This is a genomic window from Pseudoduganella rivuli (assembly GCF_009674485.1).
In the GTDB taxonomy this organism is placed as follows: Bacteria; Pseudomonadota; Gammaproteobacteria; order Burkholderiales; family Burkholderiaceae_D; genus Rugamonas; species Rugamonas rivuli_B.
The window spans coordinates 1-25,521 of the sequence record NZ_WKJJ01000019.1; the positions used below are offsets into that span (position 1 = coordinate 1).

The 25,521-nt window shown below is 62.0% G+C and carries 21 protein-coding genes; 11 read left to right on the forward strand and 10 right to left on the reverse strand.

Going from position 1 to position 25,521, the window contains the following annotated elements; translation table 11 throughout:
* Window positions 1–127: 127 nt before the first annotated feature.
* On the reverse strand, window positions 128–484 hold the full coding sequence (locus GJ700_RS26200; RefSeq protein WP_154379559.1) for a PsiF family protein: 357 nt from the start codon (window positions 482–484) through the stop codon (window positions 128–130).
* A 123-nt stretch (window positions 485–607) separates the two neighbouring features.
* Window positions 608–961, reverse strand: coding sequence for a hydroxyisourate hydrolase (gene uraH, locus GJ700_RS26205; RefSeq protein WP_154379561.1), 354 nt, complete (start codon window positions 959–961; stop codon window positions 608–610).
* 106 nt (window positions 962–1,067) lie between these two features.
* Between uraH and puuE the strand changes: the two genes are divergently transcribed.
* The 10 genes from puuE to GJ700_RS26255 all read left to right on the forward strand — a co-directional run bounded on the left by puuE (window position 1,068) and on the right by GJ700_RS26255 (window position 17,847).
* Window positions 1,068–2,024 (forward strand): allantoinase PuuE, encoded by a 957-nt coding sequence (gene puuE / locus GJ700_RS26210; RefSeq protein ID WP_154379778.1) that lies wholly within the window; start codon window positions 1,068–1,070, stop codon window positions 2,022–2,024.
* A 128-nt stretch (window positions 2,025–2,152) separates the two neighbouring features.
* Window positions 2,153–3,613: a xanthine dehydrogenase small subunit gene (gene xdhA / locus GJ700_RS26215; RefSeq protein ID WP_154379563.1), complete on the forward strand. Its 1,461-nt coding sequence runs from the start codon at window positions 2,153–2,155 to the stop codon at window positions 3,611–3,613.
* Entirely contained in the window at window positions 3,610–5,940 is a 2,331-nt protein-coding gene (xdhB, locus tag GJ700_RS26220) for a xanthine dehydrogenase molybdopterin binding subunit (RefSeq protein ID WP_154379565.1), read from the forward strand. The genes xdhA and xdhB overlap by 4 nt, the downstream gene beginning before the upstream one ends.
* A 1-nt stretch (window position 5,941) precedes the next feature.
* The gene (xdhC, locus tag GJ700_RS26225; RefSeq protein WP_154379567.1) at window positions 5,942–6,982 is read left to right on the forward strand and encodes a xanthine dehydrogenase accessory protein XdhC; all 1,041 of its coding nucleotides are present in this window, start codon (window positions 5,942–5,944) and stop codon (window positions 6,980–6,982) included.
* A 48-nt stretch (window positions 6,983–7,030) separates the two neighbouring features.
* The gene (gene guaD / locus GJ700_RS26230) at window positions 7,031–8,350 is read left to right on the forward strand and encodes a guanine deaminase (protein WP_154379569.1); all 1,320 of its coding nucleotides are present in this window, start codon (window positions 7,031–7,033) and stop codon (window positions 8,348–8,350) included.
* Window positions 8,351–8,366: 16 nt separating this feature from the next.
* Window positions 8,367–9,839, forward strand: coding sequence for an adenosine deaminase family protein (locus GJ700_RS26235; RefSeq protein WP_154379571.1), 1,473 nt, complete (start codon window positions 8,367–8,369; stop codon window positions 9,837–9,839).
* Window positions 9,840–10,344: 505 nt separating this feature from the next.
* Window positions 10,345–13,791: a TonB-dependent receptor gene (locus tag GJ700_RS26240; RefSeq protein WP_154379573.1), complete on the forward strand. Its 3,447-nt coding sequence runs from the start codon at window positions 10,345–10,347 to the stop codon at window positions 13,789–13,791.
* A gap of 148 nt (window positions 13,792–13,939) precedes the next feature.
* Window positions 13,940–15,640 (forward strand): bifunctional metallophosphatase/5'-nucleotidase, encoded by a 1,701-nt coding sequence (locus GJ700_RS26245; protein ID WP_154379575.1) that lies wholly within the window; start codon window positions 13,940–13,942, stop codon window positions 15,638–15,640.
* 15 nt (window positions 15,641–15,655) lie between these two features.
* Window positions 15,656–16,870, forward strand: a complete 1,215-nt coding sequence (locus GJ700_RS26250; RefSeq protein ID WP_154379577.1) for a phospholipase D-like domain-containing protein — start codon at window positions 15,656–15,658, stop codon at window positions 16,868–16,870.
* Window positions 16,867–17,847 carry a S1/P1 nuclease gene (locus GJ700_RS26255; RefSeq protein WP_154379579.1) on the forward strand — a complete coding sequence of 327 codons (981 nt, stop codon included), beginning with the start codon at window positions 16,867–16,869 and terminating at the stop codon, window positions 17,845–17,847. Before GJ700_RS26250 ends, GJ700_RS26255 begins: the two co-directional genes overlap by 4 nt.
* A gap of 2 nt (window positions 17,848–17,849) precedes the next feature.
* Here the strand turns inward: GJ700_RS26255 and GJ700_RS26260 are convergent, their stop codons facing one another.
* From GJ700_RS26260 to GJ700_RS26280, 5 genes are all read right to left on the reverse strand, one after another.
* On the reverse strand, window positions 17,850–18,761 hold the full coding sequence (locus GJ700_RS26260; RefSeq protein ID WP_229507257.1) for a substrate-binding periplasmic protein: 912 nt from the start codon (window positions 18,759–18,761) through the stop codon (window positions 17,850–17,852).
* 56 nt (window positions 18,762–18,817) lie between these two features.
* Window positions 18,818–19,234: an MAPEG family protein gene (locus GJ700_RS26265; protein WP_154379581.1), complete on the reverse strand. Its 417-nt coding sequence runs from the start codon at window positions 19,232–19,234 to the stop codon at window positions 18,818–18,820.
* A 50-nt stretch (window positions 19,235–19,284) separates the two neighbouring features.
* Window positions 19,285–19,710, reverse strand: a complete 426-nt coding sequence (locus tag GJ700_RS26270) for a VOC family protein (protein WP_229507258.1) — start codon at window positions 19,708–19,710, stop codon at window positions 19,285–19,287.
* Between the two features lie 80 nt (window positions 19,711–19,790).
* Complete coding sequence (locus GJ700_RS35065) at window positions 19,791–20,498, reverse strand: glycine-rich domain-containing protein (protein WP_195764021.1); 708 nt, start codon at window positions 20,496–20,498, stop codon at window positions 19,791–19,793.
* Window positions 20,499–20,511: 13 nt separating this feature from the next.
* Entirely contained in the window at window positions 20,512–20,937 is a 426-nt protein-coding gene (locus GJ700_RS26280; protein ID WP_154379586.1) for a cupin domain-containing protein, read from the reverse strand.
* Window positions 20,938–21,168: 231 nt separating this feature from the next.
* On the opposite strand from GJ700_RS26280, the gene GJ700_RS26285 reads away from it, so the two are divergent.
* Window positions 21,169–21,951, forward strand: coding sequence for a substrate-binding periplasmic protein (locus tag GJ700_RS26285; RefSeq protein ID WP_154379782.1), 783 nt, complete (start codon window positions 21,169–21,171; stop codon window positions 21,949–21,951).
* On the opposite strand, the gene GJ700_RS26290 is transcribed toward GJ700_RS26285, so the two are convergent.
* From GJ700_RS26290 to GJ700_RS26300, 3 genes are all read right to left on the reverse strand, one after another.
* Window positions 21,948–23,975 carry a TonB-dependent receptor gene (locus GJ700_RS26290; protein ID WP_371868131.1) on the reverse strand — a complete coding sequence of 676 codons (2,028 nt, stop codon included), beginning with the start codon at window positions 23,973–23,975 and terminating at the stop codon, window positions 21,948–21,950. The two genes, GJ700_RS26285 and GJ700_RS26290, sit on opposite strands and share 4 nt — an antisense overlap.
* 80 nt (window positions 23,976–24,055) lie before the next feature.
* Window positions 24,056–24,541, reverse strand: coding sequence for a hypothetical protein (locus GJ700_RS26295; protein WP_154379588.1), 486 nt, complete (start codon window positions 24,539–24,541; stop codon window positions 24,056–24,058).
* A 4-nt stretch (window positions 24,542–24,545) separates the two neighbouring features.
* On the reverse strand, window positions 24,546–25,517 hold the full coding sequence (locus GJ700_RS26300) for an ABC transporter permease (RefSeq protein ID WP_154379590.1): 972 nt from the start codon (window positions 25,515–25,517) through the stop codon (window positions 24,546–24,548).
* Window positions 25,518–25,521: the final 4 nt, after the last annotated feature.

A 25,521-nucleotide genomic window follows, 5' to 3' on the forward strand; every position in this document is an offset into this window, starting at 1 on the left:
GCTGAGACTATGATTTGCCATGAGAGCAGTGGTTTAGTTTTTGGGTTTGGTCGCACAAACACAATAACTCTTCCTTACTGCTCTCTTGCGTTTACGGCATGCTCATCCCGGCAATCCGTGAAGAACCTTATTTTTTCGCGCTCAGGCACGTCTTCATGAAGGCTTTGCGGTCGTCGCCTTTCATGCCTTCCGCATCCTTGTTGCAGGACTTCATCTTGTCCTGCTGCGTGGCCGGGGCGGAAGCGGCTGCCGAGGCGGGTTTGTTGCTCAGGCACTCTTTCATGAACGCTTTGCGTTCATCGCCTTTCTTGCCTTCCGCATCCTTGTTGCAAGTCACCATCTTGCTTTGCTGGGCAGTTTTCGGCGCGGAGGCGGCGGCCGACGCGGATGCCGAAGCGGACGCGGCGGCAAAGACCGACGACGAACACAGGGCGGCAACAGCGGTCAGCGCGGCAAGGGCGGATACGGCGATCAGTTTTTTCATGGCAAGAATTCCTGTTCTGTAAAAGGTGCGATCCGAATTACTATACGACAAGTTTGATCTCTGTCATGTCCAGAAACGCCTGCCCGTTGCTGCCGGTTGACATGGGTCAACTACGGATTGACGTCAACTGCCCCGGTATGTCGAATACGCCCACGGCGACACCACCAGCGGCACGTGGTAGTTTTGCCCCGCATCGGCAATGCCGAACGCAATCGTCACCTGGTCGATAAAGCGCGGCTCCGGCACGCTGGCGCCCTGGGCGGCAAAGTAATCGCCGGCGTCGAACACCAGTTCGAATTTGCCTGTTCTCATGGCGGCGCCTTCCAGCAGCGGCGTGTTGCAGCGGCCGTCACTGTTCGTCACATCGTTTTTCACCAGCACGCGGCCTTGCGGCAGGATTTCATACAGCGCGACCTTGACGCCGGCGCCGGGTTTGCCGGCCGTGGTATCCAATACGTGGGTACTGAGTTTGCCCATTGGAATACTCCTATATAGGTTGGGAAAGAGACGATATCGTGCAAATCTTATACTGACGTCGTTATCGACATATATTATTGGAGAAATAAACATCTAAAGAGACATGATGAGCACTTACGATAACTACCCACGCGACATGATCGGCTACGGCCGCACTCCACCCCACCCGCAATGGCCGAACGGCGCCCGCGTGGCGTTGCAATTCGTGCTCAATTATGAGGAGGGTGCGGAAAACAACGTGCTGCACGGTGATCCCGCGTCGGAAACCTTCCTGTCGGAAATTATCGGCGCCCAGGCATTCCCGACCCGCCACCTGTCGATGGAAACCATTTATGAATATGGTTCCCGCGCCGGGCTGTGGCGTTTGATCCGCATGTTCGAAGACCGCAAGCTGCCGCTGACTATCTTCGGCGTATCGATGGCGCTGAAGCGCAACCCGGAAGCCGTGGCGGCCTTCATGGAACTGGGCCACGAAATCGCTTGCCACGGCTTGCGCTGGATTTCGTACCAGAATGCCGATGAAGCCACCGAACGCGCCCACATGAAGGAAGCGGTGGAAATCATCAAGGAACTGACGGGGGCCAACCCGCAAGGCTGGTACACGGGCCGCGATTCCCCCAATACGCACCGCCTCGTGATGGAACACGGCGGTTTCCGCTACGACGCCGACCACTATGGCGACGATTTGCCGTTCTGGATGCAGATCGAGCACAAGGACCCTGAAAGCGGCCTGACGGTCGTGAAGCCGCAGCTCATCGTGCCTTACACGCTCGATACCAATGACATGCGCTTTGCTGCCATGCAAGGTTTCAATTCCGGCACGCAATTCTTCGATTACCTGAAGGATGCGTTCGACACGCTGTACGCGGAAGGCGATCCGGAAGGCTTGAATGCACCGAAGATGCTGTCGATCGGCTTGCACTGCCGCCTGGTCGGCCGTCCCGCCCGCGCCGCAGCGCTGGCCCGCTTCCTTGATTACGTGCAGAGCCACGACAAAGTCTGGATCACGCGCCGCATCGATATCGCGGAACACTGGCATAAACATCATCCCTTTGTAGAATGAAGTAAGCTGCGAACGACCTGTCCGGTTTTTCTATTGACAATGGCTGATGTAGAACATCAGCCATTTCATATATGGGCCGTGATGGGGAACTGATAGTCTTGTATGTACTCAGGGGGGGCGAGGCTACAATGTCAGAACCGATTCGTTTTTACTATCGCGGCGCCGTACACACGGTGGACGGCGTCTCCCCGACGCAAACGGTGCTGCAGCATTTGCGCGAAGACTTGCATTGCACTGGCACCAAGGAAGGTTGCGCGGAAGGCGATTGCGGCGCCTGCACGGTCGTGCTGGGCGCGCTGGTGGATGGCCATGTCGAACTGAAAACAGTCAACTCCTGCATCCAATTCACGCCCACCCTCGATGGCAAAGCCCTGTTCACGGTTGAAGACGTGCAGCAGGCCGACGGCGCCTTGCATCCGGTCCAGCAGGCGCTGGTGGAATGCCACGGTTCCCAGTGCGGGTTTTGCACGCCGGGGTTCGTCATGTCGCTGTGGGGGCTGTACCTGAACCACGACGCGCAACCGTGCAGCCGCAAGCAGATCGACGATGCGCTGTCCGGCAACCTGTGCCGCTGCACCGGCTACCGCCCCATCATCGAAGCGGTGCAGCGCATGACGGAATTGCCGCGCGCGCCATTCGACCGCGCCGCGCTGGCCACGGCGCTGCAAGGCTTGCAGCGCAGCCAGGGCATGACCTACAGCGTTGAAGGCCGCCATTTCCACGCACCCCGCACGCTGGCCGAACTGGTCGAACTGCGCACCAGCCGTCCGCAGGCGCTGATGCTGGCCGGCTCCACCGACGTCGGCCTGTGGGTCACGAAGCAGATGCGCGAGCTGAATGACATCATTTACCTCGGTAACGTGGCGGAACTGCAAGCCATCACTACCGATGGCGCCATGCTGGAAATCGGGGCCGGCGTTACGCTGAACGATGCCTATGGCACGCTGTGCCGGCACTACCCGCAGCTGGGCGAAATGCGGCAGCGCTTCGCGTCGCTGCCGATCCGCAATGCCGGTACGCTGGGCGGCAATGTCGCCAACGGATCGCCGATCGGCGACTCGATGCCGTGGCTGATCGCACTGGGCAGCGAAGTCGTGCTGCGCTCGCAGGCGGGCCGCCGTGTGCTGGCGCTGGACGCGTTCTACCTCGATTACATGAAAAAGGATTTGCAGCCGGGCGAATTCGTGGAAGCCGTGCGCATCCCGCTGCCGCGCGCCAATGTACTGTTCCGTACCTATAAACTGGCCAAGCGCTTCGACCAGGATATTTCCGCCGTATGCGCCGCCTTTGCCTTTGAGCTCGACGGCGGTACGGTCAGACAGGCGCGCATCGCGTTTGGCGGCATGGCGGCCACGGCCAAACGCGCACCGCAGGCGGAAGCGGTGTTGAACGGCCAGCCATGGGACGAAGCGCACCTGGCGGACGCGATGGCGGCGCTGGCGCGCGACTATACGCCGCTGTCCGATATGCGCGCTTCCAGCGATTACCGGATGACGTCCGCGCAAAACCTGTTGCGCCGATTCTGGTTTGAAACGCGGGCCGATGCGCCGCTGGCAGCCCGCGATGTGAATGTGTGGGAGGTGGTATGAACTATCCTGCTGCATCGGAATTGCAAGCCATGGCGTGGAGCGGCGTGGGGCTCGGCAAACCGCACGAATCCGCGGAATTGCACGTGCTGGGCCAGGCCACGTACACGGACGATATCCCTGAATTGCAGGGCACCTTGCATGCGGCGCTGGGGCTATCCGCCAAGCCGCACGCCAGGCTGTCCGCCATCGACCTCGACGCCGTGCGCGCGTCGCCCGGCGTGCAAGCGGTCTACCTGGCGCGGGACATCCCCGGCGTCAACGATTGCGGCCCCATCATCCACGATGATCCCATCCTCGCGGACGGCAAGGTCGAATACGTGGGCCAGCCGATATTCATCGTCGTGGCCGATACGCACGACAATGCGCGCCGCGCGGCCAGGCGCGCTGCCATCACCTATGACGAATTGCCCGCGATCCTGACGCCGCAAGCGGCCAAGGCGGCGCAATCGTACGTGCTGCCGCCGATGCATTTGAAGCGGGGCGATTTCCAGGCCGCGTTCGACGCGGCGCCCCGCAAGCTGAAAAGCACGTTATACGTAGGCGGCCAGGAACAGTTTTATCTCGAAGGGCAGATTGCCTATGCGATTCCCAAAGAGTCCAACGGCATGCACGTCTACTGCTCGACGCAGCACCCCAGCGAAATGCAGCACGTGATCGCCCACGCATTGCACGTGCGTTCGCACCACGTGCTGGTGGAGTGCCGCCGCATGGGCGGCGGTTTCGGCGGCAAGGAATCGCAATCGGCGCTGTGGGCGTCGTGCGCCGCGATCGCCGCAAAAAAATTGAACCGCCCCGTGAAGTTGCGGGCCGACCGCGATGACGACATGCTGGTCACGGGCAAACGCCACTGCTTTTACTATGAATACGAAGTGGGCTACGACGACGAGGGCCGCATCCTCGGTGCGAAAGTCGACATGGTGTCGCGCGCCGGCTTTTCCGCCGACCTGTCCGGCCCCGTCGCCACCCGCGCCGTGTGCCACTTCGACAATGCGTATTACCTGTCCGACACGGATATCCGCGCCTGCTGCGGCAAGACCAATACGCAATCGAACACGGCGTTCCGTGGCTTTGGCGGTCCGCAAGGCGCGATCGCCATTGAAAACATCATCGACGAGATTGCCCGCGACCTCGGCAAGGATGCGCTCGATGTGCGCAAGCTGAATTTCTATGGCAAGCATGACCGCAACGTCACGCCGTATGGCCAGGTGGTGGAAGACAATGTCATCCACGAGTTGGCGGCGGAGCTGGAAGCGTCCAGCGAATACCGCGCGCGCCGCGCCGCCATCAATGCGTTCAATGCGACCAGCCTCGTTCTGAAGAAAGGCCTGGCGTTCACGCCCGTGAAATTCGGCATCGCGTTCAATGTCACGCACCTGAACCAGGCGGGCGCGCTGGTCCACGTCTATGTGGACGGTTCCATCCTCGTCAATCATGGCGGGACGGAAATGGGGCAGGGCATCAATACCAAGGTGGCGCAAGTCGTCGCGCATGAACTGGGCCGCGATTTGTCATATGTCCGGGTGACGGCGACCGATACCAGCAAGGTGTCGAATACGTCCGCCACCGCCGCATCGACGGGCGCGGACTTGAACGGCAAGGCGGCGCAGGATGCGGCGGGCCAGATCCGCAACCGCCTGGCGCAATTTGCCGCCAGCCTGCATGGCGGCACGGCGGAGCAGGTGCAGTTTTACGACGACAAGGTGCACGTCAACGGCCACGCGGTCCCGTTCGAAGAACTGGTGCAAAAAGCTTACCTGGCCCGCGTGCAATTGTGGTCGGACGGTTTTTACTCGACGCCGGGCTTGTCGTGGGACCCGAAAACCATGACGGGCCACCCGTTCTTCTACTATGCGTACGGCGCCGCTGTCGCCGAAGTGGCGGTCGATACCCTGACGGGCGAATGGAAACTGTTGCGCGCCGATGCGCTGTATGACGCGGGCAATTCGCTCAATCCCGCCATCGATATCGGCCAGGTGGAAGGCGCGTTCATCCAGGGCATGGGCTGGCTGACCACCGAGGAATTGTGGTGGAACGCGGGCGGCAAGCTGATGACGCATGCGCCGTCGACGTACAAGATCCCGGGCGTGTCGGACTGCCCGCAGGATTTCCGCTGCAAGTTGTTCGACAACCGCAACGTGGCCGACAGCATCCACCGTTCGAAAGCCGTGGGCGAACCGCCGCTGTTGCTGCCGTTCTCCGTGTTCTTCGCCATCCGCGATGCGGTTTCCGCGGCGGGCAACCATCAAACCCAGCCGCCGCTGAATGCGCCGGCGACTTCCGAATCCATTTTGAAGGCCATTGCCGCTGTAACAGGCGCGATGCAATAACATGACTGACTGGCTCACTGACCCCGCGGCGCCTGCCGTTTTGATCACCGTTGCGAAAGTGGAGGGCTCCGGCCCGCGCGAAACGGGCGCGAAGATGCTGATTACCGCAAACGGCGAATTCGACACCATCGGCGGCGGCCACCTGGAAATGCGCGCCATCGATATCGCGCGCGACATGGTGAAGCAGCACAGCGGTCCGGCCGTGCGCTATGAGCGCTTTGCGCTGGGCCCCAGCCTGGGCCAGTGCTGCGGCGGTGTGGTCTACCTGCTGTTTGAAAAAATCGACGCCCGCCTGGCGCCCGTGATGGACCAGTTGCGCAAGCGTTTGCGCGAGGATAGCTGGCGCCTCACGGCCCTCGATGGCCCGGCCGCATCCGCGCTGTTCGACGCGCAGGGGCAGCCGCTGACGGTGTCCGAATTCGGCGCGCCCAGATTCGACAGCAAGCAGCCGGCCCATTTGATGACGGACGACGCGGGCCGCCGCTGGCTGGTCGATCCGGTGCTGGCGCCCCGCGCGCATTTGACGCTGTTCGGCGCCGGCCACGTGGGCGCCGCCATCGTGCGCGCATTGGCGGACTTGCCGTGCACCGTCACGTGGGTCGACGAGCGGGAAGACATGTTCCCGGCAGATATTCCCGCCAACGTGCTGGTGGAAGCATCCGAAGTGCCTGAAATGTGCGTGGCCGACGCACCTGCCAATTCCAGCTACCTGGTCATGACGCACAACCACGCGCTGGATCAGCGCCTGACGGAAACCATCATGCGCCGCAACGACGTGTACTGGTTCGGTTTGATCGGCTCGAAAACCAAGCGCATGCAGTTCGAACACCGCTTGCAGGCCAGGGGTTTCGAGCAGGCCCGGATCGACGCCATGGTGTGCCCGATCGGCATTGCCGGCATCACGAACAAGGCGCCGGCCGTGATCGCCGCGTCCGTCGTGGCGCAATTGCTGGGCGTATGGGAACAGCAGGAAATGGAGCGCATGCCGCGCAAACTGTCGCAAACCATGACGATGCTGCGCGCGGCGGGCAGTTCCCGCTGACCATGGCGTGCATGCGTCACCGCAGCATCAGCATGGAGGAACCGCCGCATGCCAGCCAATATCCAAGCCTTCCGCAGCAGCCTGCTGCACTTCACCGCCGACCCGGCCGCCAGCCCGGACGCCCACCACTGGCACCAAGACGGCCTGCTGGTCGTGGAAGGCGGCAAGGTCAAGGCGGCAGGCGACTACGCCGCGCTGCACCCGACCCTGCCGCCGGACACCCCCGTCACCGATTACCGGGGCAAACTGATCACTCCCGGCTTCATCGACACCCACATCCACTACCCGCAAACCGACATGATCGCCTCGCCCGCCCCGGGCTTGCTGCCATGGCTGGATAATTTCACGTTCCCCACCGAACGCCGTTTCGAAGACCCCGCGCACGCGGCGGCGGTGGCGGAATTCTTCCTCGATGAATTGCTGCGCAACGGCACCACCACCGCCCTCGTGTATTGCACCGTCCACCCGCAATCGGTCGATGCGTTTTTTGACGCCAGCAGCAAACGGGGTTTGCGCATGGCGGCCGGCAAGGTGCTGATGGACCGCCATTGCCCGGACTTCCTGCAGGATTGCGCGGAGACGGGAGGGCGCGACAGCGAAGCATTGATACGCCGCTGGCATGGCAAGGCGCGCCAGCTTTATGCGCTGACACCCCGTTTCGCTCCCACGTCGACCGAAGCGCAATTGCAGGTGGCGGGGGAGCTGGCGCGCGCTTATCCGGACGTCTATGTGCAGAGCCACGTGTCGGAAAATCAGGATGAATGCCGCTGGGCGATGGACCTGTTCCCCGGCGCCCGCAGTTACCTCGACGTGTACGACCGCTATGGCTTGCTGCGTCCCCGCGCCGTCTATGGACACTGCATCTGGCTCGATGACGACGACCGCGCGCGCATGGCGGCCACCGGGACGGCGGCGGCCATCTGCCCGACGTCGAACCTGTTCCTCGGCAGCGGCCTGTTTGATTTTGCCAAAGCGGACCAGGCCGGCATGCTGCTGTCGCTGGCAACCGACGTTGGCGCCGGCACGTCATTCTCGATGTTGCAAACGATGAATGAAGCCTATAAAGTAGCGCGCTTACAGGGCAGCTACCTGCCGGCCCTGCGCATGTTTTACCTCGCCACGCTGGGCGCCGCCCGCAGCCTGCAGTTGCAAGGCACGATCGGCAATTTCGCCACCGGCGTGGAAGCGGATTTCATCGTGCTCGATCCCCAGGCGACGCCGCTGCTGGCGCGCCGCACCAGTCATTGCAACAGCCTGGAAGAATGGCTGTTCGCGCTGGCGCTGCTGGGCGACGACCGCGCCGTGGCCGCGAGCTATGCGCAGGGGCGACTGGTGCATGAGCGCGTAGCGGAGGCTGCCCCGGACTAACTTACCAGGGCTCTCCATGCACAAGAATTTCCCGAAACTGTTGATCGCGGCAGCCGCCGTGGCTGCCACTCTCGCGACGCCGGCCCGCGCGGCGGGCAATGAAGATATCGTCAAACGCCATTTCGCGTCGCTGGTGGCAGGTGGCCAGCCGAAGCTGGCGGAACTGACGCTGTTCTTCACGATGATGCCGAAGGGCGGCGACCTGCACCACCACTATTCGGGCGCCATCTATGCGGAACAGTTCCTGGACTGGGTCGACCGCCAAAAGTATTGCGTCAACAAGGCCACGTTCCGCATCGAGACCGATGCCGCCCTCAACGACGCGCAGCGCAGCCTGGCGGTGAAAGACCGCACGTGCCTGACGGGCGCCGATACGCTGCTGGACAACACGGTGCTGGCGGAAGTGCTGCAGCGCTGGGCGACCAAGGATTTCTACAACCACAGCGGCCAGCAAACGCCGCCGGACCGCACGTTCTTCGACACCTTCCCGTATTTCGGCCCGGTATCGTCCACCAACACGGCCGACGGCTTGCGCACGCTGAAGCAGCGCGCCATCAATGAAAACGTCGCGTATATCGAGACTGTGTTCGAGATCGCGCCGCTGGCGCAATATGCGGACTTCGACAAGGCGGTGCTGGCCCAGGGGACGGACCTGGACACGCAATTCGAATCGCTGATGGCCGCGCTGGACAAGGATGGCGCCTGGAATGGCTGGATTGGCGCGTATGACACGAACGTCAAGACGGCCAGCGCCGGTATCGACGATGCGCAATTCACGATGCGCTACCAGCCGTTCGTGCTGCGCTTCCTGTCGCCGTCGCAAGTGTTTTCCGGCATGGTGTCCGGCTTCAAGCTGGCGCGCATGAACCCGAAAGTGGTGGGCGTAAATATCGTCGGCCAGGAAAGCACGTATGTATCGATGCGCGATTACACGCTGCACATGCAGATGTTCGCTTTCCTGAAAAAGAAATTCCCGGACGTGAAACTGTCGCTGCACGCCGGTGAACTGTCGCTGGGCATGGTGCCGCCGGAAGGCCTGCAGTCGCATATCGCCGAAGCCATTAATACCGCGGGCGCCGCGCGCATCGGCCACGGGATGGATATCGCGCATGAACGCAACGCGCCGGCGGTGATGAAGGCCATGCGCGACAAGGGCATTCCCGTCGAAGTGAACCTGACCAGCAATGAATTCATCCTCGGCATCAAGGGCGAACAGCATCCTGTCACCTTGTACCGCAAATACGGCGTGCCGTTCGTGCTGGCCACGGACGATGCGGGCGTGTCGCGCAATAACCTGTCGAATGAATACGTGCTGTTTGCAAGCCGTTACAAGACCGATTACGCGGAAGTGAAACGACTTTCTTATGACAGCATCCGCTATGCATTCCTGGCCAGCGACGACAAACAACGCCTGCTGAAAGCGCTGGATGCACGCTTTGTGAAATTCGAAGCCGATGTTGCGGCTTTGCTGCATTCGGCAAAAAAATAACAGCTCATCCATGCGCCGGCGGCATGGCCGCCGGCGCGATGTTTTTCGTATAATTGTGTGGCTGGCATGCTACAAGAGCAAAATTTTTGTGCGTTTAGTATGCTTTTTCCACATGAATCCTATTCAAGCACTCTTATAATCCCGCCTTAATCCCTCATTCCGGCCAACCTCGGTCGACTAAAACTAGCGGATTTATACATTTAGCGTCTCAATTCGAGAAGAAAATCGAATTTGTCATGCATTTTTGCTTCGTGCATAGTGGTTTTCAACGTCGCAAAATGTTGGTTTTGCAATTGGATTCCGTCGGAATTCAGTAGTTTCTTGTGTGTCACTGTATTGAAACATTGCAAAGTTAGACTCATTCGTAGCTCAGCAGAATAAAGTACGGCGCCACGTTCGCTTTACAACAAGTTTGCAGCAAAAGTAAAAGAGGAAGCACGGATGGCCGGCCAGGTGGACGGCCGCCAGTGCTTTCATGAATATTTGTCTTTTTTGGGGTTATACAATGATGAATCATCCACGGCTCCGGTTGACGCAGATTGCGCTCAGCCTGTCTATCGCGCTTGCGGCAGCACCGTCGTTCGCACAGAACACCACCTCGGCAATCGGCGGCCGCATCTCGGGCGCGGACGGCAAGCCTGCCGCCGGTGCTACCGTGACGATCGTGCACAACGAATCCGGTTCGGTCAGCAATGTGACGACCGATGCGGATGGCCGCTATGTGGCCCGCGGCCTGCGCGTAGGTGGTCCGTACACGATCACCATCACGAAAAACGGCGTGTCCGAAAAGCGTGAAGACGTCTACACGAACCTGGCGGAAACGTCGAGCGTGGATGCAACCCTGGGTGCGCCGGCAGCCATCCAGACCGTGACGATCGCGGGCGTGGCCGGCGGCCGTTCGGAAAAATTCTCCAAGACGTCGATGGGCGCGGGCACCAGCGTGTCGGCCACCGAACTGGCGATCCAGGGTTCGATCAACCGTAACCTGCAAGACTATGCCCGTTCCGACCCACGCGTTTCGCAGACCGACAAAGAGCGCGGCGAAATGTCCGTGGCCGGCCAGAACAGCCGCTACAACTCGCTGACCATTGACGGCGTCTCCGTCAACGACACGTTCGGCCTGGAAGCCAGCGGCTCGCCAACGTCGAAACAGCCCATCTCGATCGAAGCGATCCAGTCGGTACAGGTCAACGTCGCCAACTACGACGTGACGCAAAAGGGCTACACGGGCGGCAACATCAACGCCGTGACCAAGTCCGGCACCAACAAGGTCAAGGGCAGCGTCTACTACGTGTTCCGTAACGACAGCCTGGCCGGCGAACGCTTCAACTCGACCAACAACACGTACTTCGACCCGGCCCCATTCAGGGAAACCACCAAGGGCTTCACCCTGGGCGCGCCGCTGATCAAAGACAAGCTGTTCATCTTCGCCAACTACGAAAAACTGCAATCGACCCGTACCGCGCCTGCGTTCGGCCCGATCGGCAGCGACAAGACCAACGTCGGCGTGACCACCGGCGCGATTGCTGCCGCAACGCAGATCGCCAAGGACCGTTACGGCCTCGATATCGGCACGTCCGAAGTGCCGGCCGGCACCAAGCTGGATGTGACGGACAAGCTGGTCAAGCTGGACTGGAACGTCAACGACGACCACCGCGTGATGGTGCGTTACGCGAAAACCGAGCAAGCGGACCCGATCTTCCCGCTGCTGAGCGCAACCGGTGTTTCGCTGAACTCGACCTGGTACAGCCAGGAAAAAGCCATTGAGACCAAAGTCGCGCAGTGGACCGCCGACTGGACCCCGAACTTCTCGACCGAATTGAAATTCTCGCAGCGCAATTATGATTCGGTACCGCGCGTGAATTCGCAGATGCCGCTGGTCGGCCTGCAATTCTCCGGCGCCCTGCCGGCCGGTGCGCCAGCCGGCCTGTCGACCGGTAACCGCTTCATCAACTTCGGTACGGAAAACAGCCGCCAGCGCAACATCCTGGGCACCAAGACCGACGACGTCTACCTGGGCGCGAACTGGAGCCATGGCGACCACGAAATCAAGTTCGGCGGCGACTACCAGAACAACAAGATCTACAACGCGTTCCTGCAAAACGTCTACGGCAACTACACGTTCGCGTGCCTCCCGAACATTGGCTACAAGACCGTGACCGGTTTCGCCACGGATGCCGCCATCCCGGATTGCAGCAAGTTGACGGCTGCCCAGCATGAGCAAGCCGTGCTGGAAAACTTCAGCCGCGGCCGCCCATTGTCGTATCAGACCCAGATTGCCAATGCCGGCAAGACGATGGAAGACGCGGTGGCCAAGTTCAGCATGAAGAACACCGGCCTGTTCCTGCAAGATACGTGGACTGTCAACCAGCGCCTGACCTTGAACGGTGGCGTGCGTATCGACATGAACACGATGGATGACCGTCCACTGGCCAACGCGGCCGTGCTGGCGCCGACCGTCGCGCGCACCACGGCAACCGGCCGCCAGACCGGCGGTTATGGCCTGGACAACACCAACACGTTCGACGGCCAGAAACTGTGGCAGCCGCGTGTAGGTTTCAACTACCAGTTCGACAGCGCACGTCCAATGCAGTTGCGTGGTGGCGCCGGCCTGTTCCAGGGCGCGGCAGCGACCGTGTGGGTATCGAATGCCTTCTCGAACCCGGGCGTGGTCACCAAGACTGTGGGTTGCGGCATCAGCGGCTATTCGGCTTGCAACAACGCTGCCGGCCAGCCTGCCATCTTCAGCCCGGACATCAACAACCAGCCGACTTTCAGCGGTACGCCGCCGGCAGCCAACGTCGATATCCTGGCGCCAGGCTTGCGCCAACCATCGGTATGGAAAGCCAACATCGCGTTTGACCATGAATTGCCATGGTACGGCGTGGTATTCGCTGCCGAGTTCCTGAAGCTCGACGTCAAAGACGGTATCTACTACCAGAACTTGAACCTGGGCGCGCCAACCCGCATGGGTAGCGATGGCCGTGAGCTGTACTACACGGATCAGGCTTACCTCCAGGCATGCTGGAACGCCACCGGCGGTTCCATTACGTCCGGCGCCACTTGCACGGGCCTGCGCGCGAAATCCGGCTCGAACTCCGCGTTCAACAACGTGATCCTGGCGCAAAAGACCAGCAAGGGCGGTTCGAACCTGATGACGCTGTCGCTGTCGCGTCCGCTGACCGCCGGCTTCGGCTGGTCCGTGGCGTACACCTACACGGAAGCGAAGGAAGTGTCGCCGCTGACGTCGTCGACGTCGAACTCGAACTGGTCCGGCCGTTCCGTGTTCAACCCGAACGAAGAAGTCAACGCGAACTCCAGCTACCTGGTGAAAGACCGTATCAATGCGGTGGTCAACTTCCAGAAGAAGTTCTTCGGCACGTATAACACCCGCTTCGGCCTGTTCTACGAAGGCCGCTCCGGCAAGCCATACAGCTGGACCATCAACAATGACTTGAACGGTGACGGCCTGGCCGGTAACGACCTGATGTACATCCCTTCGGCGCCAGGTTCGGGCGAAGTGGTCTTCAAGGGCGATACCGCGACCAACCACGCCAACGAAGACAAATTCTGGTCCATCGTGAACCAGAATGGCGTGTTGAAGCGTGCTGCCGGCAAAGTGGTGGAGCGTAACAGCGACTTCGCTCCATGGACCAACAGCTTCGACGTGCGCGTTGCCCAGGAAATCCCAAGCTTCTTCAACGGTCATAAAGCCACCTTCACGCTGGATATTTTCAACGTGGGCAACCTGATCAACAAGAAGTGGGGCCGTATCAACGAAGTGGGCTTCCAGTCCGCTGGTGCGCAGGCACGTAGCTTCGTGGACTACGCCGGTATGCAAGATGGCAAGTACGTCTACCAGCTGCGCGACAAGGTGGAAGACTTGAACGTGCGCCAGGAAAAAGGCGAGTCCCAGTGGGCGATCCAGGCTACCCTGAAGTACGAGTTCTAAGCGTTCTCGATTTGAGCTAGCCATATCAAGCGGCCGGTGGCGACACCGGCCGCTTTTTTTTGTAACGCACCGTTTCGCCGGTGCGGCTGTGCGCCGGATGGCAGTTGCCCGGCGCTACAATAACGGCACTCGTAACAATCAACCTGCAATGAAGCCACATCTGATTTTTCGCTCGGTCCTGCTCGCCGCACTGCTGTCCGGCTGCGCTACGCAGAAGCCAACAGACCAGGCCATCGCCACCATCCAGTTGGCGACGCTGAACGATTTCCACGGCCACCTCGAACCAAGCAAGGTGACGTATACCGATCTCGCGGGCAAAGAGCGCACGGTGACAGCCGGCGGCGCGGCCATGATTGCCGGCGCGCTCAATACGTGGCGCAGGGAAGATCCGGAATTGCTGCTGGTGGCCGCCGGCGACCTGATTGGGGCCAGCCCCGCGCTGTCGCTGATGTGGGCCGACGAACCGACCCTGGCGGCGATGGACCGCCTGGGCCTGCGCGCCAGTTCCGTCGGCAACCATGAATTCGACGCGGGCCGGGTCGAATTGCTGCGCCAGCAAAAGGGCGGTTGCGCATCGCCCCGTCCGGACAAGGCTTGCCGCTTCGATGGCGCGTGGCCGGGCGCGAAGTTCCAGTACCTAGCGGCCAACGTGTTCGACATGGTCACCAATAAACCGTTCCTGCCCGCGTACCACATCGAGCAGGTGCGCGGCGTGAAAGTCGCCTTTATCGGCGCCGTATTGAAAGACGCCACGTCCACCATCCTGGCGTCCGGCGTGGCGGGCCTGAATTTTGCCGATGAAGCGCAATCGATCAACCGCGTGCTGCCGGAATTGCGCGCGCAGGGCGTCAATGCCTTCGTCGTGCTGATTCATGAAGGCGGCCGTACGCCGTCGGCGCCGCAAAAGACCGACTGCGCGGACTTGCGCGGCCCCATCGTCGACGTGGTGAGAAAGCTCGATCCCGCCATCCGTGTGGTCATCAGCGGCCATTCGCACAAGGGCTACCTGTGCCGCGTGGACGGGCGCCTGGTGACCCAGGCGGAAATGGGCGGGCACGTGATGTCGCGCATTGCCATCGATATCGACCGCGCCACCGGCAGGGTGGTGGGCGAGCGCGCCAGCAACGTGGTGCTGGAGCAGGGGACGTTCCAGCCAGACGTCGCCATGGAATCCTTCCTCCAATCCGTGCGCGCGCGCAGCGACCAGGCGCTGGCGCGTCCCGTGGCGCGGCTGGCGGTGGACACGCTGGAACGGCCCACCGATGACTATGTCGACGAATCCGCGCTGGGCGATCTGATCGCCGATTCCATGCTGTATGGCGCCCGCTCGTATGGCGCGCAAATCGCGTTCATGAACCGGGGCGGCATCCGCACGTCGCTGCGCACCGGCGCGGGCAATGTGGCGAACCTGGGCCACCTGCAAGCCGTGCTGCCATTCGGGAATACGCTGGAAATCGTGAACATGACGGGCGCGCAAATCTACGCCGTGCTGGAAGAACAGTTCATTGCCAACCGCCGCGTCACGCGCGGCTTGCTGCAAGTCTCGGACGGTTTTACTTACCAGTGGAACCCGGCCCGCCCGGAAGGCATGCGCGTGGTGGACAAGAGTGTGCTGCTGCATGGTGTGCAGATCGAAAAGGACAGCACGTACCGCGTCGCCATCAACCACTTCCTGGCCGAAGGGGGCGACTCCTTCCCGACGTTCACGCGCGCGACCAATGCCGCGCCGACCAATATCCGCGACATCGATGCGCTGGTCGATTTCCTCACCAGCCGCGACCGCGCAGGCAAACCCGCCGGCGCCGCATCGAATGCAGGCCGGATCACCCGGACCGGGCCAAGCAAATAACCTGAGGTGCTTATCATGCGCAAACTGCTACTCGTTTCCCTGCTCGCCGCATCGACCTGCGCGCGCGCGGACTTTTCCATTCCCGGCTACGAGCTGGTGCTGACCAACCCGTCGGAAACCGCGCTGCCGAATCCGGATTTGCGCGACCCCGCCACCGTGTGGAGCGAATTGTTCGACAACGCGAAAAAGGAAATCGTCATCGGCCAGTTCTACGCGGTGGTGAAACCCGGCTCGCCGTTCGAGCGCGTGTTCGAGCGGCTGGAAGCGGCTGGGAAGCGGGGAGTGAAAATCCGCTTCCTGCTCGACAAGAAGGGCATCAACCTGTCGGAGGCGCCCACCATCGAACGCCTGAAAGCCATTCCGAACCTGGAGCTGCGCATCCTCGATTACAGCCAGCTGACGGGCAACGGCATCATCCACGCCAAATACCTGGCGGTCGATGGCCAGGTGGCGTACATGGGCAGCCAGAACTTCGACTGGCGCTCGTTTACGCACATCCATGAAACAGGCCTGCGCATCACGGACCCGAAAGTCGTGGCGAACATCCAGGCGATCTTTGACCAGGACTGGCGTGCGCAGGCGCAGCTGGCGCAAGGCAAGTCCGTGGCGCCCATCGCACATGCGTCCAGCAGCGCCAACTACGCGCCCGATGCGTTCCTGATGGCCAGCCCGTATGCCTACAATCCGGTGGGCGTGGCCGATTCCGAGCGCGGTTTGCCGGCCATGCTGGCGGAAGCGCAAAGCGAAGTGCGGGTGCAATTGCTTGACTACGCGCCGCTGTCGTATGGTCCGAAAGGCACGCGCCCGTATTACCCGGTGATCGACAACGCGGTGCGCGCTGCCGCGCAGCGGGGCGTGAAGATCAAGTTGATGGTGTCGAACTGGAATACGGAAAAGCCCGCCATCGATTACCTGAAAAGCCTGGCCATGGTGCCGAACGTGGAAATCCGCGTGGTGACGTTGCCGCAATCGTCGGAAGGGTTTATTCCGTTTGCCCGCGTCATCCACAGCAAGACCATGAGCATCGATGGCAAGCTGGCGTGGGTGGGGACCAGCAACTGGGCGGGCGGTTATTTCGACATGTCGCGCAACCTGGAAATGGTGCTGCGCAATCCCGCCATGGCGCAGCGCGTGGCGGCCTTGCATGAACAATTGTGGACGTCGCAGTATGCGGCGCCGCTGGACGTCAACAAGCAATACCCGAAACCGGTCAAGGCGAAAGAAGAATGACGCGGCTGAAGCGGTTGACCAGGGCGGCGGTGCTCGGCGCCGCCTCGCTGTGCGCATCGTCCGCGGCCTGGGCGTGGGGCTATGACGGCCACCGCACGGTGGGCGCCATCGCCGACCAGCTGCTGCGTGGCAGTAACGCGGAAATGCAGGTGCGCGCCTTGCTGTTGCCGGGCGAAAGCCTGGAAAAGGCGGCAGTGTGGATGGATTGCGTGAAAGGCGATGCATGCGGCCCGCAAACGCAGGAAATGCTGGCGTACGTGCAGGCCAATCCACAGCACATCGAATATCACTTCACCAACGTGCCGTTCCAGGCGCTGGAATACCAGCAGCGCGCAGTGGGCGCCAGGGGGCACGACATCGTGCAATCGATGCGCCAGGCGGTCTGGGTCTTGCAGGGCAAGGATGGCGCGGCAGTCAATCCGCACAAATTCACCAGGCGGCAAGCCTTGCTGTTGCTGGCGCACCTGGCGGGCGACGTGCACCAGCCGCTCCATGTCGGTAATGCTTACCTGGACAAAAATGGCGCGTACGTGGTGCCGGTGAAGGCGGAGCAGGTCGATGACGTGGCCGTGTTCAGCGCCGTGGGCGGCAATGCGCTGCTGCTGGAAGCGAACCGCTCGCTGCACAATTACTGGGACTACCCGCTGGTCGACTATGCCATGAAGCGCGTGGAAGCACAGACGCCGGAGCAGTATGCGCGTATGGCGCTGGCGGGCAAACCGGTGGTGGCGGAATTCGATGGCGACCCCGCAGAGTGGGCGCCGTTGCTGGCGGCGGAATCGCTGGCTGTGTCAAAGCGCGCCTATGCCGGCCTGAAGGTGGGGGCAATGCAGCCGGTGCCGACCAAGGAATCGAAGGTGTCGTGGCCGGTGACGGCGCCGGACGATTATGCGGTGACGGCGTCTGCTATCGCCAAAGAACAGCTGGCCAGGGCGGGGATACGGCTCGCTGCCATCTTGCAGGCCATCTGGCCATAGTTCTATTTTCCGCCCGGTGAATACCATAACTCCGGGCGGTTCAGCGGCGTATCGGGTAAGCCGGGATTGGCCAATGTCAGCAGGCGCCGCCGGTCCAGGTGCAGTGGTTCGATGACACCGCTTTTGTGCTGCCGGAACAGCGCATCGAGCGTCCCATCCTGCACCATGGTTTCCAGTCCCGCTTTCAGGCGGCGTGCCAGCGATTCGCCTTCCGCGTCGCGCCGCACGAACAGGTAGCGGGGCAGCGGATAGCGCAGCAGCAAGGTCGGCTCGATGGCCATCTGCGGATAGCGCGCCCCGTATTCCTTGATTTCCCACTGCGCTTCATCGACGCCCCGCGCGAAATAATCAAAGCGCTTGGCCATCAGCATCGCATACAGGTTTTCGTGGGCGGAACCCTCCACCACGGGCAAGCCCGCATGGGCCAGGATGGCGACATCGGCCCAGCCCTTGCCCATGCCGGCGCGCAGCTTGCGCAAATCCTGCAGGCTGCGCACCTGGGCGAAGCGGGACAAATCATCCTTGCGCACCAGCAGCACGCGGTAGCCCAGCAAGCCCTTGTCGATGGGAATGCGGATGGTCAGGAAATCGCGTTCGAAAGCCGGCGCGGCGGCGCGCGCCATGACGTTGACTCGGCCATGGGGCAGCGCCAGTTCCTGCGCCACGCGCTGCGGCGACATGGCTTCGGAAAACTGCTTCATCTCAAACGGGCCGTGCGACGCGGCGGTTTTTTCCAGCGCCGTGCGCAGCACCAGCCAGTCGTAGTCATAGCGGGCGTCATACGTGCCAAGGTGCAGAGGGTAAATGACGGTGGCGCCTTTGGCCGGCGGGGATTTGGATGCGGCCGGGCGCGCCACGCCGCAGGCTGCAACAGACAGCGCGGCGGCGAGGCAATATCGGCGGGTGGGGGCCATGATGGAGCCAGTGTGCCACCGGCATCCGATTGCAGCAAGCTAGTGTTGTTGTATGGCTATGCGCTGGCGAGGTGGACGCCAATCAGCAACCACAGCACGGCAAGCATGCCATTGCTGATGGCAAACGCCGTCAGCCGGTGCACGACATGGTTGTACGTCAGGTGAATGATGCTGTGGACGATGCGCAGCGCGACGTAGAGCCACGCCAGCACGACGGCAACATGCGTGACGCCGGCCGTCACAAACAGCACGAGGCACGCCACATAAAACAGCATGGGCGCTTCCAGCAGGTTCATGTAATTGCGGTTCGGAATGCACACGTCCGGCGGCACGGCGGGCGATTCGCCGTACTTGAAATCCTCCACCTGGATCTGGCGCCGGGCACCGGCGCGGAAACGGGCGAATGCAATGGCGATCTGGACCAGCAGGGTCCATAGGGTGAGGACGATGACGGGGTAAAAGATGGACTTCATGGCCTGACTGGCGTGCGTGGCAAAGCGCGCAGTATAGGCCAAAAACCATGCTATGCCGCAGCCGGCCGTATGACCACGTCGTCCGCCGAGCGCGTGAACGGGCCGTGGAAGACGGCTTCGATGTTATTGCCGTCCGGGTCGATGACAAAGGCCGCGTAATAGCCGGGGTGGTAAGGACGCTCACCCGGGGCGCCATGGTCCGAACCGCCCGCGCCCAGCGCCGCCTTGTAAAACGCTTCCACCATCGCACGGTCCTTGGCCTGGAACGCCACGTGCACGCGCGTGACGTAATCGTCGGCCGCGTTGACATACAGTTCATCGACGTAAAAGAAGTCCGGCCCTTCGACCAGCGCTTCGGGCATGCCCAGCGCGGTGAGGACCGCTTGATAAAATCGCTTGCTGGCATTCAAGTCAGCCACGCGCAGATGCACGTGGTCGATCAGCCGGCCCCGGTGAAATTCCATCGCCATCGCCATAGCTGGCCTCCTTGGTCGTGGGAAGAGGCGAGTATAGGACGGGATACGGCGTGGCGGCGCACCATAGGTGACTGCCGGGTTCAGTCGCCGCCACCGCCGCCGCAACCGCCGCCGCCGCATCCACCGCCGCCATCCGAGCCGCCACCGTCAGCGCCGCCGTCTGAACCGCCATCGCTGGACGAGTCGCCGCCGCAGCCGCTGCCGCCACCCCCGCAGCCGGACAAGTCGGCGCCGCAATACACGGTGCCATCGACGCCGCGCAGGGTGGCGCAATCGAGCGCATAAATGAACCCGCCGGCGATACTCAGCTTGGCGTCCAGCGCAAACAGCAGCGGCAGGCGGGTCGGCGATTTCGGGTTGATATTCTCTTCCAGGCACGCATAGCGCCAGCAGCGGCGGATACCCGCGTTATTGCGTTTGGCCTTGTCCAGCACTTCGGCCGGCGTGTGGTGCAGGAAGCGGCCAAAGGCGTGGTGGCAGAATTGTTCGTAATTCTTCGTGTACAGGATGAATTCGTGCCACAGGTCATCCGCCGCCTGTGACGGCATCGATACATACTGCCGTCCCGACTTCAGGTGCGCGAGGAAGAATTGCCGCAAGCCGTGCGAGACCAGTTGGCAGTCGCGCAGGGTCAGGTGCGGGTGGCGCTTGGTGAGTTTGTCGAAGATGCCTTTGGGCAGGTCGAACGTGCGGATATGGCTTTCCCGCTTCAGCCGTACATTGCGGCGCCAGAAGTGGAGACTGATGCCCGCAAACAGCAGGCAGGCCAGCAGGGCAGGGAAAGCCATGGGAACACCTCGCTTAAGGTTTTGCCGCTTCCATCACCGTCAGTTTGCTATCGGCCACGCCAGTGTAAACCACCACCAGCTTGACCGGTCCGGCACCCACATTGCGGCCATTGTGCAAGGTGTTGACCACTTCCGCCAGCATGTCGCCCGCCTTCAGCCGCTTGACGGAACCGTCTTTCAGGTGCACTTCCAGGTCGCCCTCAGTCACCATGGCAAACGACGGCACCGTATGCAAATGCCAGCCGGTTTCGCCGCCGGGCGCGATTTCAATCAGCATGCCGGTCACCTGTGCCTGGCCTTGCGGATAAGCCAGCGCTTTGCCATCCCAGCTGTTCTGGGTCTTCAGCACGGTGCTGGCCTTGACGGCGGCGGATTGGTCGAGCGCGTACGCTTGCGGCAGCAGCAGGGCGGCCAGCAAGGCGGCGGTGATTTTTTTCATTGGTTTGGTCTCCGTGAACGATGCCGCAGGGCGCGGCGCGCGGCCATTATGGGGGGCATGGGTAAGACAAGGCAATGCCTCCTCCGCATGGCGGATATCAGCGCACCCGGGGCGCAGGTCAGGTCGGGGAAGCAGCAACGGAGTCAAACTCTCCCATCGCAGGAAATTTTGAGCGCATAATCCAGCAATTATTACCGGTTCTGCGCTGGGAAAGGAGGATGCTTGAAGCTGATGCGGTTGCTGCGACTGGCCAGCCTCTGGGCCGGCATGGTACTGGGCGCTCCGGCATTTGCCGCCGACCGGCCCGTGATGCATTTTGCCACCGAGGAATGGCCGCCGTTTTTCAGTAACGCATTGCCGGGTAACGGCTTGACGGGGGCGCTGCTGGAGGCAGTGCTGGGCCAAATGGGTTATGGCCTGAAAATCGATTATTTTCCCTGGAAGCGCGCCATGGAGGTTGGTTTGCACGATCCCCGCTATGTCGGTGTGGTGGCGATGTTTCGCACGCCGGAGCGCGAAGCGCTGTGCCATTTTTCCGATCCCGTCGGCAGCCGCCAGACCATCGTGGCCTTTTTGGCGGACAAGCCGGTCGCTGCCGCCACGCTGAATGAATTACACGGCATACGGCTGGGGACTGTCAGCGGCTATTCTTATGGCGAGCAATTCGATGGCATGGTCCGTTCCGGCCAACTGAAGGTCGAAGCCGGCGTCAATGACGAGGCCAATCTGCGCAAGTTGCTGCATTTGCGCTTCAGCGCCATCGTCATTGAAAAGCGCATGCTGAGCTACCTGCTGGCCAGCGGCCGCTATACGCCGGCCGAGCGCCATCGCATTGCCATCGCCGATCACTTGTTCAGCGAGCGCGCCGTGCACGTGTGCTTCCAGCACACGGCGGAAGGCTTGCAACTGCAGCAAGCGTTCAGCAAGGCGGCGCGCGGCGTCGACCTGGCCAGGATCGAGCGTGACTACTGGCGCGGCATCGGCGAAACGGGACTGCCGCTGGCCCGGCCCTAAAACGTCACATAGGCGGACAGGTACGCGGCCCGGCCGTCGCCCGGCGCATGGCGCGTCTGGTCATTGATCCACACGTATTCATAGTAGCGGTTCGCGAGGTTCTTCAACTGCAATTCCAGCCGGACAGCGGGTGACAACTTCCAGCTTGCACTGGCGTTCAGCAATACAAACCCCCCGTATTTACCGCCGCTATTGGCGCTGGTCAGGTAATAGTTGCCCTGGCCATTGCCCCAGGCAGAGAATTTCAGCGCCGGCGTGGCCTGAAAATCCAGCCCCGCCGAATACACATGGCGCGGCACATGGTCGATCTCATGGTTGATGGTGGCTGGAGCGGCAGGGTCGGGCCGGACGATGGCCGCCCGTTGCCACGCATAAGCCAGCCAGGTGACGATGCGTTGGCCCGGCCTCAGGTTGACTTGCACATCGACGCCGCGCCGCAGCGTCTCGCCGACGTTTTCAGAGTCGCCGGTCGGGTCATTGAGGCGCCGTTTGACTTCATCCGAAGCGCGTTGCCGCCACAGCGCGATGCGGCCATCGATCCAATCGGCCGGCGCCAGTTTGATCCCGGCTTCCACACCATTGTTGACCGATGGACGCAGCCTGGTAAGCGTGGATTGAAACGCGGCGGCGCCGGCCCCGACCTGGAACGTCCTGCCCCAGTTTGCATACAGGCTGGCCTCCGGCGATGGTGCATACACGGCGCTGAATTTCGGTTGTTTGATGAGTCCATAATCCTGGACCGGATAGGCGACGCCCCTGGATGGATCGGTAAAGTGGCCGTCGATCTTGTCGACCCGGAATCCCGGGATGATCTTCAGCGATGGAACCGGGCGGATGACCGCTTGCACGTAAGCGCCCAGCGTGTCGAACCTGAAATGATGGTCACGCGTGGTGGCCACCCGGACCTGGCCGGCCGTGTTGTAGCGTGGGCTGTGGTCGTGCTGGCGCTCGGCACTGACGCCGCCTTCGATCGCATAACCGCCGCCCGGCGCGGCAGGTTGCGGCCGGTAGGTCAGGGTGCCAAGCACACCGACGTGGGTTTCATGGATGATCCGTTCCTGTTGCGACGCGGTGACGGCAAAGCGCAGCCAGCGCTGGTCGTCGATGGTGTTGGCATAGGCTTTGGCGGACAGCGATAAGCCGTCAACTGGTTCGCTGTCCAGATGCAGTCCGGCCTGGGTCAGCTGGCGGTTGCCGCCATCGCTCTGCGCGTAGGGATAGGAAGCGGCAGGCGTGCGATAAGCGTCGGCCGCCACCAGGTAGCCTGGTTCCTGCGCCTTGCTTTCCGCGTGACGCGCACTCAGGCCAATGCGCGTGCGGCCATCGCCGGTGGTGTAGAACCATTTGCCGGCCAGTGTCAGATTGTGGCTGCGGGCATGGTCGCGGTAGCCGCCGATATCCTGGTAGGCGAACACATAATTCTGCGACCAGTGGCCATCGTCCATGCCCTTGACCAGCTGGAGTTGCCTGGTGTCGAAGCTGCCGTAGGCCAATCGCGCTTCGCCGTCATTGCCGCCGGTGCGGGTGACGATATTGGCGTTGCCTGCGATATTGTGCAGGCCAAAACGCGGGTCATTGGTGCCGCGCACCACTTCGATCCGCTGGATTTCCAGCGGCGCGACGGCAACCAGCATCGGCATGCCGCCGGCATTGTCATTGGAGGGGATGCCGTCGATCAGCAGCTTGACGGCATTGACTTCGCCTTCGCCATTAAATCCGCGGAACGATAATTTGCCGGATTCATTGCCTTGCCCGAATGGGGTCAGCATGACGCCAGGAGCGCGGGCAAACAATTCCCATGCATTCCTGACTTGCTGGCTGTGCAGCAAGTCGGCGCCGATCATGTCGACGGAACTCAGTACATTGCGGGTGGAAAGCTGGCCGGTACGCTGGCCGGGAATTTCTATGATGGTGCCGACGGCCAGGGCGGCGTCGCCTGGCGCATCGGTTTGTGCGGAGACCGGCCCACAGCAGGTGGCGCCGATGAGGGCGGCTGCGACAACGGCATTTGCGGGAAGGGGCACTTTGCCTCCGTTGTAAATGCCGCCAGCGGCGGCGCTGAGCCATTATGCGGGGACGCTGGCCCGGAAGACAATGCGCCGGCTTAGGCGGTCCTGCGGAATGCTTCGATCTGTCTGAAAACGTCGACAGCGGCGCGCTCCGACAAACCGGAGCCGAATCGCACCTTGCCAATGCGGGTTACCAGCAGCAATCTACCGTCATCAATGCCCAGCCACGCCATTTTTCCGTCAAAGGAATGCAGGTCCGGGCTGGGTAGCAGCCGGATCGCCGTCAATTCGCGACAATCGATGATGGCGCCATCGGTTGCCGATATCTCGGCGCCGTGTTTGACCAGTGTGAGCACCTCTGTGCCGAACAGGTTGCGGTAAAGGATGCAGCCGAGCAACAATAGCATGAGCAGCGCGATGCCCAGATTGAACAACGCGCCCGGTTGCAGGACAAACCATCGTTCGGGATGGTTTATCCATGACGTCAGCACAACTGCGGCGCCAAACAGCGACACGCCGATGGCTCCCGCCCGCATCGGGGCAGGCGAACGGATCGTCAGGCTATACGCCGGCTGATCCATCCGCTCAGCGCGACTTCACAAACGGTACACCGATGGCTTTCGGCGCCACCGACTTGGCCATCAGGCCGGCCAGCACCACCACGGTCACGACGTACGGCACCATCTGGATCAGTGCGCCCGGGATGCGGCCGATCACCGGCAAGTCAACGCCTTCCAGCTGGATTTGCACGGCGCCGAAAAAGCCGAACATCAGGCACCCGAGGAAGGTGTACACGGGACGCCAGTTGCCGAACACCATGGCGGTCAGCGCCAGGTAGCCGGCGCCGGCCGACATGTCGCGCAGGAAGAAGCCGCTTTGCACGATGGCGAGATAGGCCCCCGAGAACGAGCACAGGACGCCGGCAATGATCATGGCGCGGTAGCGGGTCCATTCCACCGATACGCCGGCGGCGTCCGCCGCGTGCGGGTTTTCACCGCACGCGCGCAGGCGCAGGCCGAAACTGGTGTGGTACAGCACCCAGTGCACCAGCGGCACCAGCGCGAACGCCAGGTACACCAGCACGGAGTGGCCGCCGATCAATTTCGTATAAAACCAGCCCAGGAATGGGATATCGGCAACCGCCGCGCTGCCCGGCAGCACCACGTCGAACAGGCGCGCTTCGCCCAGGTCCGGCGTGCGGCCGCCTTGCTGGAAGAAGAACTGCGCCACCACGAACGTCAAGCCGCTCATCGCGATATTGATGGCAATGCCGCCCACCAGCTGGTTACCCTTTTGCGTGATGGCCACGTAGCCTTGCAGGGTGGCCAGCACGACGGACACCGCCACGCCCGCCGCCACGCCGGCCCACGGGTTTTTCGTGGCGAACGCCACCGCGGCCGACACGAACGCGGACGCCAGGATCTTGCCTTCCAGTCCGATGTCGATGACGCCGGAGCGTTCGGCAAACAGGCCGGCCATGGCGGCGAAAATCAGCACCGGCGCATTGCGCACGGTCGATACCAGGATGCTGCCGATATGCAAGTCTTCAAAGGTCATGGCG